Here is a 13,620-nt window from a genome sequence, read left to right on the forward strand (position 1 = left end):
GGGGATGGGGCGGTGCAAGCGTACCGATGGCGACACGCCGTACATTCCGGGCCCGGGCCCGCATCGGACGCGTACGCCGGGCAGCGATGCCGTGCACCGGTCACCTGAGGTGATGCCGACCTTCGCGAAACAGTTCCACGGGTCGGCCGATTTCGCTACTGTGGGAACACTTGTTCGAACATCTGTCCGTATCTTCCCCACGGGCGGGCGCATTCGGGGCCGGAGGGGTCGATGCCGAGGGGAAGTGTCGTGGGAAGGTACTACGGGACAGAGGTGACGGTCGTGGAGGACGCGGGCCGACCGGCCCGGTTCACCTGGAACGGCAGGGTCTACGGCGTGCGCCGGATCATGGACCACTGGGTGACGCCGCAGGACGGGTGGCGGGCTTCGCGCGGCCCCCTGGCGCCCCGCAGCGAGCACTGGCGGCTGGAGGCGGGCGCCGCCGGTTCCGAGGGGGTGTACGAACTGCGCCACGACACCGCCACCGGGACCTGGTCGCTGTCCCGGGTGTGGGGGTGAGACGGCCGGTGCGCCGTGGTTCAGCCCCGGAGGTCGTCGGGGAGCAGCCCGTACACGGCCAGGTCGGCGCGTCGGCCTCCGTGCAGCGGCATGGCGCTGCGCTCCACGCCCTCCAGGGTGAACCCGGACTTCTCGGCCACCCGGCGTGAGGCCGTGTTCCGGGTGGCCGCCTTGATCTCCAGCCGCCGGAACCCCTGGTCCAGGGCCCAGCGGGACACCGCGACCACCGCCTCGGTGAGGTGGCCCCGACCGCGTTCGGCGGGGACCGCCCAGTAGCCGAGCTCGCTGTTCATCGCCTGCCACATCACGCGGATCAGCCCCACCGCGCCGACCAGCCGACCGCCGTCCTTGAGCGTGACCGCCCACTGCTGGCCCTCGCCGCCGGTGCGCATACCCGGGGCGATCTCCCGGCACCACTGCTCGGCGTCGGCGCGTGTATAGGGGGCGTCGGGGCGGGGGAGCGGGAGCCAGGCCTGTAGACCCGGGTCGCTACAGGAGGCGTACACGTCGTCGATGTCGTCCTCGATGAAGGCCCGCAGGCGCAGGCGCTCGGTCTCCAGGACGACGGAGGGCAGGACGGGGCGCGGCGGTCGCGGGGCGGTCATGGGGAACTCCCGGGTTCGCAGGACTCGGTTCCACAAGCCTAGACACGGCTCGCGACCGCCCCCGCCGGGCTTGCGTGGTCGGCGCCGGAGCGCCGACCACGGGGTCAGACCAGGCCGCGGGCGACGCGGTCGCGGATCGCGGTGTCGAACACCTCGGCGAAGGTGTTGCCCGGGCACTCGGTGGCCAGCCAGTCGCGGTGCCGGCCCAGCGCCGGTCCGGGGGTGACGTCCCCGGTGGCGGGGTTGGTGTAGTCGATCTCGGCGCGGGGGTCCACCCCGGTCACCGCGCACAGCAGGCGCAGTACACGGACCAGCGAGTCCTGGGCGGCCCGGGTGGGCAGGGCGTCGGTGAAGTCCCCGAGCAGGCACACGCCGATGTTGCCGTGGTTGACCCCGAAGGCGTGCCCGGCGGTGACGGAACGGGCCCGGCCGGGCAGCGGGAGGCCGGAGAAGACGGGGACGCCGTCCCCACCGGAGTGGCGGCCCTCGTACACCCCGCCCTCGGGGTCGATGAGCAGGTGGTAGCCGATGTCGCCCCAGGCCTGCTCCACCGCGTGCAGGTAGTACACGGCGCGCACGTCGGCGGAGTGGTCGCCGGTGGTCGCCATGGCGGTGTGGTGCACGGTGATCGCCTGCACCGGGTGGAACACCGCGGGCCACAGGTCGTTCCCCTCGTCGTCGAACCGCCAGGACTCGTCGGCGCCCCACCCGGCGCGCGTGCGCAGGCGCAGGACGGGCGGGCCCGCGGCGCGGGTGCCCTCGGCCGACAGGGAGGTCCGTTCGGGGCCGCCGACGCGCAGGCCCTCGCCGTCGAACAGGTTCACGGCGGCGGTGTCCCCCTCGATGTCGGCCTCGTAACCGGTGGCGCCCTCGGGGGCGCGGACCAGGGCGGAGCCCACGGGGGCGTCGTCCTCGCGGCCTTCGGCGTGCAGGTGGAGGGGCTCCCAGGCGCCGGCGCCGGAGGGGGTCCGGAAGCGGATGGCGCCGCGGGCGCCGGGGCGGCCGGTCACCGTGACCACGTCGAACGGCCGCTCGGTGAGAACAGGAGGGCCGGCGGGGGCGGTCTCGGCCAGGACGCGGGGAACGGTGCCGTCCCCGGCGGCCAGGGCGGTGCGGGGTGCCGCGACACCGCCCAGCGCGGCCAGTCCGGCCGTGGCGGCGGCACCGGTGAGGAACGTGCGTCGTCGCATACGGGTCTCTCCTTCGGATGGGCGTTGGGGGCCCGGGGGTCGGGAACCCGGCCACTCTCGCACATGTCCGACGACGCTGGGTGACCATTCGGACGTGTGAACGGCCGAAGTGGTGTCCGGAATCGGCCGTTCCATCCCTGTAATAAGTGGGAGCCGAGCGGAACCGGGGTCGACCGGGGCTCGCGGTCACCCGCCGAAACCGGCCTCCACCTGGGAGAACGAGGGAGATAACGGACGTCGCCCGCACGCGTTCAGGGTGACTCTGGCACAGTTGACGGTGATGTGCGGGGCTTGGGGAGGGGGCCGAGAGGCGGTCCGCCCAAGGCCCGGGGGACCCGTGCGAGCGGTACGCCGCAGCAGACTACGCTTACCGGTCGAACACCGGAACGAGCAGTGGGAACGGGCAGTCGACACACCTTCACGGGGGGCGATCATGACCGAGGACGACCGAGAGGACTCCCGCTACGGCGGCTCCGGCGGCGAGGAATCCCGCGGCCGGACCACCGGCGCGCCCGGACCCGGGCCGCTCGGCGGCCTGCTCGACGGCCTGCCCGAGAGCGGCCGCGGCACCCGGCCCCGGCGGCCGGCGGGGACCAACCCGTTCCGGCGGCCCGACCCGGCCCCCGGTATCCGACCCGCCCAGCCTCCGGCGCCGCCCGCGCCCCCTGTCGCTCCGCCGCCCCCGGCCCCCGCCGCGCCACGATCGGAACCGGCCGACCGGGCCGGGACCGCCGCCCCGGAGCCCGAACCCGAACCGCACGCCGAGCCCGCCCTGACCCCGCCCGCCCGGCCCAACGTGATCCCCTTCCGGAACACCCCCGACTCCGACCCCCGGGCCGAGGACCGGCCCGCGGCCACCACGCCGCCGGAACGCACCGACCACCCGGCGGCCACCGCCGACGGGCCCCCCGCGGACACCACCCCCGTGACCACCGAAGCAGAACAGAGCATGCACGCACACGAAGCGGCCGTCCCCCACCCCGAGCCGCACCCGGCACAGCCGCCCCGCCCCGCCGCGGTCCGCCCCGCCCCGGAACCGGTCCCCCCGGGGCCGGCCCCCGCGGAGCCGACCGCACCGGCGGGACGACCCGACCACGCCTACGACGAGGCCGCACGCGACGCCGTCTACCGGGCCATCCACGACCGGCGCGACGTGCGCACCGGCTTCCTCCCCGACCCCGTCGACCACGAGGTGCTCACCCGCGTCCTGGAGGCCGCCCACCGGGCGCCCAGCATCGGCCACTCCCAGCCCTGGGACTTCGTGGTCATCGAGGACCCCGACCTGCGCGGCCGCGTCCTGGACCTGGCCCGGCGCGAACGCGACGAGTACGCCCACGCCCTGCCCAGCACCCGCGCCCGCGTCTTCTCCGGGCTCAAGGTCGAGGCCGTGGCCGAGGCCCCGCTCAACATCGCGGTCACCGTTGACCCCACCCGCGGGCTGCGGCACACCCCCGGCCGCCACGCCCGGCCCATGAGCGCCTCCTACGCCGCCGCCCTGGCCGTGGAGAACCTGTGGCTGGCCGCTCGCGCCGAAGGCCTCGGCGTGGGCTGGGTCGGCTTCGCCGACGAACGCGATGTCGCCGAGGCCCTCGACCTCCCCTCCCACCTCGAAGTCGTCGCCTACCTCTGCCTGGGCCACGTCGAGGAGTTCCCCACCGAACCCGAACTCAGCCTCTCCGGCTGGGCGAAGGGACGCCCCCTGTCCTGGGCGGTGCACCGCGACCGCTACGGCCGACGCGGTCTGCCCGGCCAGGAACCCACGACCCTGCTGGAGGAGACCATCGCCGCCATCGGAGCCCTGAACACCCGTGCGGTGGAGGAGGCCCGGGACCGGCAGGACAGGATGACCAAGCCGCCGGGCTCCCTCGGGATCCTGGAAGAGGTGTCCGTCCGCCTGGCCGGGCTCGCCGGGGAGTGCCCCCCGCCCATCCCCGAGCCGGCGGCCGTCGCCGTGTTCGCCGGGGACCACGGCGTCCACGCCCAGGGGGTGACCGCCTGGCCGCAGGAGGTCACCGAGCAGATGGTGCACAACTTCCTCAACGGCGGGGCCGTCGTCAACGCGTTCGCCGCCCAGGTCGGGGCCGAGGTCACCGTGGTCGACGTCGGCGTGGTCGGCGACCTGCCCCACGCCGCCGGGCTGCTGTCGCGCAAGGTCGCCCGGGGCACCGCCGACATCACCCAGGGCCCCGCCATGACCCGCGACCAGGCCATGCAGGCCCTGGAGAGCGGCATCGAGGTGGCCCGGGACCTGGTCACCGCGGGTAACCGCTGCCTGATCACCGGCGACATGGGCATCGCCAACACCACCCCCTCGGCCGCCCTCATCTGCGCCTTCACCGGTGCCGCCGCGGAGGAGGCCACCGGCCGCGGCACCGGGGTGGACGACGCGATGTTCGAGAACAAGGTCGACGTGGTCCGCCGCGCCCTGGCGGCCAACCCCGTGGACCCGGCCGACCCCATCGGCACCCTGGCCGCACTGGGCGGACTGGAGCACGCGGCACTGGCCGGGTTCATCCTCGGCGGCGCGGCCCTGCGCGTCCCGGTGCTGCTCGACGGCGTCATCGCCGGATCGGCCGCCCTGGCCGCCGCGGCGATCTCCGGCGACTCCACCGGCGCCTACTTCGCCGGCCACCGCTCCAGCGAGCCCGGCCACGCCCTGGTGCTGGAGCACCTGGGGCTGCGCCCGCTGGTGGACCTGGAGATGCGCCTGGGCGAGGGGTCGGGGGCGCTGCTGGCCCTGCCGTTGCTCCAGGGCGCGGCCCGGGTACTGCGCGACGTCGCCACCTTCGACGACGCCGGGGTCTCCTCCGTGCACTGACCCGCGGGTCCGCCGAACACCGCGGCCGCCCGTGCCCTGAAGGGTGCGGGCGGTCTCACATTCTCCACAGGGCCTGCTTCATCTCCCCGTAATACCGTTTTGACAAGGTAATTTGGAGCAATCGCCGACCATCCCGGCGGGAGCCCGGGCGGTGTGCCCGGTGACGCCCCCGCCGGTGCCCCGCCGCCGTCGCCGGGGTCCGCCGGAACCGACGACCGAAGGGGTGCGCCCGTGACCTATCTCCTCGGCCTGCGCCTGCACGACCGTGACGTCCTCGTCATCGGCGGCGGCCGCGTCGCCCAACGCCGTGTCCCCGTCCTGCTCCAGGCGGGTGCCCGGGTCACCGTGGTGGCCCCGGCCGTCTCCGCCGCGCTGGAGGACCTCGCCGCCGCCGGGCGCATCACCTGGACCGCCCGCGCCTACGAGCCCGGCGACGTCGCCGGACCCGACGCACCCGCCTACTGGCTGGTCCACGCCGCCACCGACGACCCCGGGGTCAACGCCGCCGTCGCCGCCGAAGCCGAGGCCGCGCGCATCTGGTGCGTGCGCGCCGACGACCGGCACGCCTCCGCGGCCTGGACCCCGGCCAGCGGCCAGGAGGGCGGCATCACCGTCGGCGTCGTCGCCTCCGGCGACCCGCGGCGCTCCGCCGGACTGCGCGACGCCATCGTCGACGGCCTGGCCGACGGCACCCTGGACGCCCGCCGCGGGCGCGAGCGCCTCACCGGCGTCGCCCTGGTCGGCGGCGGTCCCGGTGATCCCGGTCTGATCACGGTTCGGGGCCGGCAGCTGCTCTCCCAGGCCGACGTCGTGGTGGTGGACCGGCTCGCCCCCACCTCCCTGCTGGACCGGCTCCCCGTCGACGTGGAGATCGTCGACGCCGCCAAGATCCCCTACGGCCGCTCCATGCTGCAGGAGGAGATCAACCGGATCCTCGTCGACCGCGCGCGGCAGGGGAAGTTCGTGGTCCGCCTCAAGGGCGGCGACTCCTTCCTCTTCGGCCGCGGGGGAGAGGAGGCCGCGGCCTGCGCCGCCGCCGGGATCCCCGTGATCGCCGTGCCCGGCGTCACCAGCGCGCTCGCCGCCCCCGCCGCCGCCGGGATCCCCGCCACCCACCGCGGTGTCTCCCAGGACCTCCACATCGTCTCCGCCCACGTCGCCCCCGGCGACCCCCGGTCCACCGTGGACTGGGCCGGGCTGGCCCGCGCGGGTGGTACCGTCGTCGCCCTCATGGGGGTCGAGCGCCTGGCCGCGATCGCCGACGCGCTCGTCTCCCACGGGCGCTCCGCGGACACCCCGGTCGCCGTCGTCCAGGAGGCGACCCTGCCCGGGCAGAGGACGGTCACGGGTACGCTGGCCACCATCGCCGATTCGGCCGCGAAGGCCGGTGTGCGGCCCCCCGCGGTGGTGATCATCGGGGAAGTGGTCCAAACAGCGCGGGAACTTGACATACTGCACACGGGGAACCAGTTCGAGACCCACCGACTGGCGACCGGGCGCGATCTGCCATAACCCCCCCGATGGCGCCGCCCGCCCGGAGGGACGCCAGCACCGTTGAGGAGGGCATACCGATCATGACCCGGCCGTCGGCCGCGCCGGACACCACCGGTTCCGGTCCCGCGGACCGGTTCGGTACCGGACCGGCCGCCACCTCCGAACAGCCCGCCCAGGGCTCCGGACCACTGCCCGGGGGGGACCCCCGGGCCATCAACGAGGCCCGGCGGGGGCCCACCGTCCCCGTTCCGGCCGGACCCGCCAAACACCGAGCCCCCGCTCCGGAGAGCGACCGCTTCGAGCAGGTCCTGGAATCCCTGCGCAAGCAGATCCGCGACCTGAGATTCGCCGACGACCTCCCCGGGGCCGAGGAGGGGCGCGTCCTACAGGCCGACGTGCTCGCCCAGCTCTCCGACTATGTGCTGCCCCGGGTGCGCCGCCCCGACATCCCGCTGCTCATCGCGGTCGCGGGATCCACCGGTGCGGGCAAGTCCACCCTGGTCAACAGCCTGGTCGGCGAACAGGTCACCACCACCGGCGTGCGCAGGCCCACCACCAACAGCCCCGTCCTGGCGTGCAACCCGGCCGACGTGGACTGGTTCGGTGAGGCCTCCTTCATCCCGTCCCTGCCGCGTGTGCGCCAGCAGGGCCTGGCGATGCCGGGCAAGGACGGCATGCTGGTCCTGGCCGCCACCGAGGCCATGCCCCCCGGCGTGGCCCTGCTCGACACCCCCGACGTCGACTCCGCGGTGGCCGCCCACCACGAGTTCGCGGCCAAGTTCCTCGACGCCGCCGACCTGTGGGTGTTCGTCACCACCAGCAGCCGCTACGCCGACGCCCGCGTGTGGGAGTTCCTCCAGGTCGCCCGCGATCGTGACACCTCCATGGCGGTCGTGCTGTCCCGGGTGCCGCGCCGGGGCCGCCGCCGGCTCCTGGACCACTTCGGCGCCATGCTGGAGGCCAACGGACTGGGCGCGGCGGCCCGGTTCGCCATCCCCGAGACCGACCAGATCCAGGGCGAACGCTTCACCGCCAACGTCGCCGACCACATCCGCGGCTTCCTCGCGGACGTGGCGGGCGAGGCCGAGCAGCGCGACCGCGTGTCCCGGCGCACCTTCATCGGGGTCATCGACAGCTTCCGTACCCGGGTGCCGGAGCTGGCCCGCCAGGTGGAGACCCAGATCGAGGCCGGCCGCGTCATGGCCACCGCCGTGGACACCGCCTACGCCGACTCCCGGGCACGCATCGGCAGCGGGCTCGGCGACGGCTCCCTGCTGCGCGGCTCACTGATCGCCCGCTGGCAGGAGGTCGCCGCCAGCGGCGAACTCGCCCGCAGCCTGCGCCCACGCGGCCGGCGCTCCCGCCGGGCGGGCCGGGCCGAGCAGGCCGAGCGCGGACAGCGGGTGGCCGCTCTGGAACGTGCCGTCCGCGACGCCGTCGAGGCCCTCGTGGTGTCCTCCTGCGAACGCGCCGCCGAAGAGGTCGACAGCGTCTGGCGGGAGGTCCCCGGCGGCGGCGACCTGGCCGCCAAGGCCCTCGACCAGCCCGGCACCGGCCTCCTGGTCCAGCAGATCCGCCAGGAGATCGGCGAGTGGCAGCGCGACATCGCCGAGATGACCGGGGAGGCCGGGGCCACCAAGCGCTCCGTCGCCCGCCTGGTCACCTTCGACAGGGACATCGTCACCCTGATCCTCATCATCGACCTGCTCGGCTACGAGCGGTCCAGCTCCGGGGGCGGCGCGCACGCCGCGGAGCCCCCCGGTCCGTCCCCGCAACGCCTGCTCAAGGGGTTGTTCGGCGCGCAGTCGCTGCGCAGCATCGGCGCGAAGGCGAGGGAGAACCTCATCGCCCGTATCAACGGCCTGCTCGACCGCGAGCGGGCCCCGTTCGACACCGCACTGGCGTCGGCGGGGATCCCCTCCGAGGACGCCGCCGTCCAGCTCTACCAGGCCACGTACAACCTTGAGATAGCACGATGACGACTCAGTGGAACCCCGCGCAGGCGCACGGGGACACCGACGCCGCCCCGGACGGGGACGCACCGGCACCCGCGGACAACGGGCCCTGGCGCGGTTACACCGTGCCGGTCCCCGAACACCCGGACCACGCCCGCCCCGGAGGGGACGCGGAGGAACCCGCGCACGACGGGATCTCCGCCTACCCCGACAAGGCGCCGGCCGCCCCGGACGAGCCCGCCGAGGAGGCGCCGCAGGCCCCCGAGGGGGCCGGTGGCACCGCGCCCGAGGACACCGGTGCCCGGGCCGCACGCCGCAGCGGCCGCCATGCGCGCCATGCGGCGGCCCCGCGCTCCGCGGCGGACGGGCCGGAGAGGGCCGACGACGCGGGCGGACCGGCGGCGGAGGCCGTCGACGAGGACCCCGACGGCCTGGCCGGATGGGTGGGCAGTCTCGCCGAGGCCGCCGACGACACGCGCATCGCCGGGCGCAGCACCAACACCGGGTCCTTCGCCGCCGTTCCCGCCACGGGCCGGCGCGCCCGGGTGGAACGTACCGCCCGGACCTCCGCGGAGGAGGAGTCGGACGGTGCCGGGGGCGAGGGGCGGGCGCCCGCGGCGGCCCCGGAACAGACCGCTCCGCAGGCCGTCCCCGCCGGACCGGTCGCCGACGAGGACCCCTGGGTGCCCGAACCCGGCGGCCACCCGGGCCGGGCGGAGCGATCCGCCGCGGCCGACGCCGGTGACGACGGGCCGGAGCCGCTGCCCCGCCGTGTTCCCGGACCCTCCGCGGTCTCCGGTTCCTTCCGGGCCGTGGACCCCGACGCGGCGGAGTCCACGGGCCCCGACTCCGACGAGGAGTACCGGCCCACCACCCACGACTCCTGGCAGCACACCAGGAACACCACCCGCGCCGAGCTGATCGAGCGGCTCGACGCCCTGGCCACCCTCGCCGAGCTCGGCCAGGGCGACCTGCCGCAGGAGATCACCGCCCGTTCCGGGCAACTGCTCGACCACGCCGGGGCCCGCCTGCGGCTGTCCGCCGAGCACACCGTCGTCGCCCTCGCGGGCGGCACCGGCAGCGGTAAGTCGTCCCTGTTCAACGCCCTGTGCGGGCTGGAACTGTCGCAGACCGGCATCACCCGGCCCACCACCTCCCAGGCGCACGCCTGCGTGTGGGGCCACGAGGGCGCCGACGCCCTGCTGGGCTGGCTCGGCGTGCCCACGCGCCTGCGCCACTCGCGCAGCAGTGTTCTGGACTCGGGCAGCTCCGAGCTGACCGGGCTGGTCCTGCTCGACCTGCCCGACCACGACTCGGTGCGCAGCATGCACACCGCCGAGGCCGACCGGCTCATCGGCTCCGTCGACCTGCTCGTGTGGGTGCTCGACCCGCAGAAGTACGCCGACGCCGCCGTCCACCACCGCTACCTGGCCAAGATGGCCGGGCACGGCGCGGTCACCGTGGCGGTGCTCAACCAGGTGGACAAGGTCGAACCCGACGAGCTCAAGGAGCTGCTCACCGACCTGCGCCGCCTGCTGGAGTCGGAGTCCGGTGTGCACCCCCGGGTGCTGACCACCTCCACCCTCACCGGGCAGGGGATCCGGGACCTGCACGAGTTCCTCGCCGAGACGGTGCGCGACCGGCGTGCCCTCGTCGACCGGCTCGTCGCCGACCTCGACCAGGTCGTCGTCCCCTACGCCGAGTACACGGGCGAGGCGGAGATCCCCGAGAGCGTCCCCGCCGAGGTGCGCTCGCGCGTTCAGGAGGGGCTGGCCCGGGCGGCCGCCGTCACGGCCGTCGCCGACGCGGTCGAGGCCAACGACGTCCGCCGGGGGCGGCGCCGGGTCGGCTGGCCGGTCGCCCGCAGGGCGGCCCGCCTGCGCAAGGACCCGCTGGCCGCGGTACAGCTCGACTTCCTGCGCAAGGACGGCGACCAGGTGCTGGGCGGGCCGGTGGACGCCCACGAGGCCGAGCTGGAGACGGTCCTGTCCGACGCGGCCGACGCCGTCTCCGAGGACATGCCCGCGCCGTGGCGGCGCCGGATGCGCGCCGCCGCCCGGTCGTCGGTGGCCGAGCTGCCGGCCGAGCTGGGCGGGGCGGTGTCGTCCGCCGTCGGCGACCCCGACCAGAGCCCGTCGTGGTGGCGGATGGCGCGGTCGGTGCAGTTCGCACTGCTGGCCGTGGCCGGGGCCGGGCTGGCCTGGGCGCTCGTGGCGCTGGTGAGCCGGCTGGGCGGGGGGATCACCGGGTTCGCGATGTTCGACGACGTGGTGTTCGTGGCCTACGCGTCCGCCCTGGTCGTCGCCGCCCTCGCGGTGGGGTGGCTGACCGGCGTCGGTTGCGGGAACCTCGTGGAGGTGGCCGCGGTGCAGCGCCGGGAGGACGTGGAGCGGTCGGCCCAGGCCAAGGTGCGGGAGATCGCCGCGGCGCGCGTGGTGGAGCCGATGGAGGCCGAACTCGCGCGCTACCGGGCGTTCCGCGCCGCGTACGAGGTGGCGGCACCGGCGGAAGAACGATGAGAGAACGGTGGCGGCCTCCCCGGGAGGCCGCCACCGCGGGCGGTGAGGCCCGGGTGCGGATGGTGTCGAATCATCCGCACCCGGGCTTCTTCGTGGGGATCAGACCCAAACTATGCCGCTGCCGATCATCTGAACTCCTTCTGGGCGGGTCCGCGTCACGCGGCCCTGAGACGGTGGAGCATCGAGTGGGGCGGTGCTCCAGGATCCGGGAGGCGGCTCCGGATCCTAGAGCAGAATGCCCTAGTTCTCGTGTTCTATCCACCCCCGTTGTGGTACTCGATGTCAGTGGTTTTCTCATGCCCGATCTCATACACTGAGCAATTAAGCTATTACCCAAAGTAATGTAAAGTGATGGGGTGCCGCCTTGCCCGGGAACCGAGGGTCACCACTTGGGAACACATCTATCCAGGAGCGGTGACCGGGTGGCACGGTAGGGGAACGCCGAGCGAGAAGCCTCCGTCCTAGGGGGGTCCCCGGAGGAGGTGGGTCACGATCGGTGCCGAGAGGGAAGGGGTGGCCGTGGTGGAGGGCGAAGGGAGGGCGGGGGAGTGAGGGATTCGGAGAGGCGCAGGCCGTCGCTCGGCACCTTGGACCGGGCACGCTGGCCGTTCCTTCAGGAGCCGCCCGGACTGATCGTCTACATGTCCCTGATGGTGCTCGCCGCGCTCTTCCTGTGCGGGCTGGCGTTCGCGGTGACCGTCTTCTCCGTCACCGACCTCGTCGTCCTCGTCGTGTTCACGATCGGTGCCGCCGTCTGTGTCGAGGGCAGCCGACGGCTGGAGACGCAGCGGCACGCGGGGAGCAGCCGCGACCTGCTGGGCGCCTGGTGGTTCCCCGTCGTCCTGCTGCTGCCCCCCGTCTACGCGTTCCTCATCCCCATCCCGATCTACCTCCTCAACCAGCGGCGGATCCGGCAGACCCTGATGTACCGGCGGGTCTTCAACATGGTCTCCGTCGGCCTGTTCGGGTTCCTCATCTCCGTCGTCTGGCACTGGCTGATCAGCGGCGACCTGATGGAAGGGCTGCGCGGGTCCGGCGAGGTGTCCCAGTGGCTGGCCACCCTTCCCGGACTCCTGGTGGCCTTCGCCGGCTGTGCCGTGTTCACACTCCTCAACACGCTGGCCGTCGCCCTGGCGATCCGGATCAGCATGCGGGGCAAGCGGAAGCTGCCGCCGCTGTGGGACCGTGAGTCGCTCATGGTCGACGCCGTCGAGATCAGCATGGGCATCGTCGTCGCGATCCTGTGCAACATCTCCCTGTTCCTGGTGCCCATCGCACTGCCGCCGATCCTGCTGCTCCAGCGCAGCCTGCTCTACCAGCAGTTGCAGAACGCGGCGCGGACCGACCCCAAGACCGGGCTGCTCAACGCGCCCACCTGGGAGCAGGAGGCGTCGATCGAGATCGCCCGGGCCCGTGCCGCGCGCAACCGGTCGGCGGTCCTGATCATCGACATCGACCACTTCAAGCGCGTCAACGACACCCACGGGCACCTCTTCGGGGACCAGGTGCTCATGGGGGTCGCGACCACGATCTCCCACCACCTGCGCCAGTCCGACCTGCTCGGGCGGTTCGGCGGCGAGGAGTTCGTGGTGCTGCTGCCGGGCTCCGACGTCAACGAGGCCTGGCACGCCGCCGAACGGCTGCGCGTGGAGGTGGGGTGCATGGAGATCGCGGTGGAGAAGGTGAAGGTCACCGTCACCGTGTCGGTCGGCCTGGCCGTGGTCGGGGAGCACGGGAACGACCTGGTGGAACTGCTCACCGCCGCCGACCTGGCGCTCTACCGGGCCAAGGAGACCGGGCGCAACCGGGTGTGCCTGCCGGACGGCCGGGATGACGGCGAGGCCCCGGAGCCGCGCGAGGGCCGTGGGACGCCGGCCGTCCCGGAACGGCCGCAGGGCATCGCGGACGCCTGACGGGCGACTGGACCGCTCCCGGGGTTTTCCACAGGAGACCGAAGCCCGTTGCGCGCCGCCGGTCCGTCACGCACCGTGAATATATGCACTTCGACCAGGATCGTTCCGCCCAGTCCGCCGCCCCCGACGACCCCCGGCCCCCGCTCCCGCGCCGCCGGATCCCCGTGCCGCGTCCGCCCGCCGACGCCCTCCCGCCCTCACCCGTCCCGGCCCCGCGGCCCGAAGGCCTCCTCCCGCCCCCGTTGCAGCCGCCCCGCCCCACCGTGCCCGTCGAGCGTCCGCCCGCCGGTGGCGCCGCAGCCCGTCGGGTCGATCGCTCCGTCGATGCCGTGGGCGGTGCCGATCTGCCGTCCGATTCTCCGGAGGGGGTCGATGCCGCCTCGTCGGGTGGACCGGGCGGGGCCCATGATGCCCGTTCGCCCGCCGGTGGCGCCTCCGGCCCGCATTCCGGGAGCGTCTCCGGGCCGCCCGCCGATGCCGTGGGTGGTGCCGATCTGCCGTCCGATTCTCCGGAGGGGGTCGATGCCGCCTCGTCGGGTGGGCCGAGCGGGGCCCATGATGCCCGTTCGCCCGCCGGTGGCGTTTCCGGTCCGCATGCCGGGAGGAT

9 protein-coding genes are annotated in these 13,620 nt (G+C 74.3%); 6 read left to right on the plus strand and 3 right to left on the minus strand.

Annotated features, from left to right (window positions below; translation table 11 throughout):
* Positions 1 to 231 precede the first annotated feature (231 nt).
* A complete protein-coding gene (locus tag QJS33_RS03980) occupies positions 232 to 519 on the plus strand; it encodes a DUF6504 family protein (protein ID WP_306366471.1) in 288 nt (95 codons plus the stop codon).
* A 20-nt stretch (positions 520 to 539) separates the two neighbouring features.
* Here QJS33_RS03980 and QJS33_RS03985 read toward each other — a convergent pair whose 3' ends face one another.
* Entirely contained in the window at positions 540 to 1,124 is a 585-nt protein-coding gene (locus QJS33_RS03985) for a GNAT family N-acetyltransferase (RefSeq protein ID WP_306366472.1), read from the minus strand.
* 104 nt (positions 1,125 to 1,228) lie between these two features.
* Positions 1,229 to 2,314: a peptidoglycan recognition family protein gene (locus tag QJS33_RS03990; protein ID WP_306366473.1), complete on the minus strand. Its 1,086-nt coding sequence runs from the start codon at positions 2,312 to 2,314 to the stop codon at positions 1,229 to 1,231.
* 433 nt (positions 2,315 to 2,747) lie between these two features.
* On the opposite strand from QJS33_RS03990, the gene cobT reads away from it, so the two are divergent.
* The 5 genes from cobT to QJS33_RS04015 all read left to right on the plus strand — a co-directional run bounded on the left by cobT (position 2,748) and on the right by QJS33_RS04015 (position 13,013).
* Entirely contained in the window at positions 2,748 to 5,132 is a 2,385-nt protein-coding gene (gene cobT, locus QJS33_RS03995; protein WP_306366474.1) for a nicotinate-nucleotide--dimethylbenzimidazole phosphoribosyltransferase, read from the plus strand.
* A gap of 231 nt (positions 5,133 to 5,363) precedes the next feature.
* Positions 5,364 to 6,644, plus strand: coding sequence for a uroporphyrinogen-III C-methyltransferase (gene cobA, locus QJS33_RS04000; RefSeq protein ID WP_306366475.1), 1,281 nt, complete (start codon positions 5,364 to 5,366; stop codon positions 6,642 to 6,644).
* 62 nt (positions 6,645 to 6,706) lie between these two features.
* Positions 6,707 to 8,605, plus strand: a complete 1,899-nt coding sequence (locus tag QJS33_RS04005; protein ID WP_306366476.1) for a GTPase — start codon at positions 6,707 to 6,709, stop codon at positions 8,603 to 8,605.
* Positions 8,602 to 11,100, plus strand: a complete 2,499-nt coding sequence (locus QJS33_RS04010; RefSeq protein WP_306366477.1) for a GTPase — start codon at positions 8,602 to 8,604, stop codon at positions 11,098 to 11,100. The genes QJS33_RS04005 and QJS33_RS04010 overlap by 4 nt, the downstream gene beginning before the upstream one ends.
* 641 nt (positions 11,101 to 11,741) lie before the next feature.
* Complete coding sequence (locus QJS33_RS04015; RefSeq protein WP_306366534.1) at positions 11,742 to 13,013, plus strand: GGDEF domain-containing protein; 1,272 nt, start codon at positions 11,742 to 11,744, stop codon at positions 13,011 to 13,013.
* 197 nt (positions 13,014 to 13,210) lie between these two features.
* Here QJS33_RS04015 and QJS33_RS04020 read toward each other — a convergent pair whose 3' ends face one another.
* On the minus strand, positions 13,211 to 13,459 hold the full coding sequence (locus QJS33_RS04020; protein ID WP_306366478.1) for a hypothetical protein: 249 nt from the start codon (positions 13,457 to 13,459) through the stop codon (positions 13,211 to 13,213).
* Positions 13,460 to 13,620 lie beyond the last annotated feature (161 nt).

The sequence above is a fragment of the Nocardiopsis sp. CC223A genome (assembly GCF_030766825.1).
Taxonomy (GTDB): domain Bacteria; phylum Actinomycetota; class Actinomycetes; order Streptosporangiales; family Streptosporangiaceae; genus Nocardiopsis.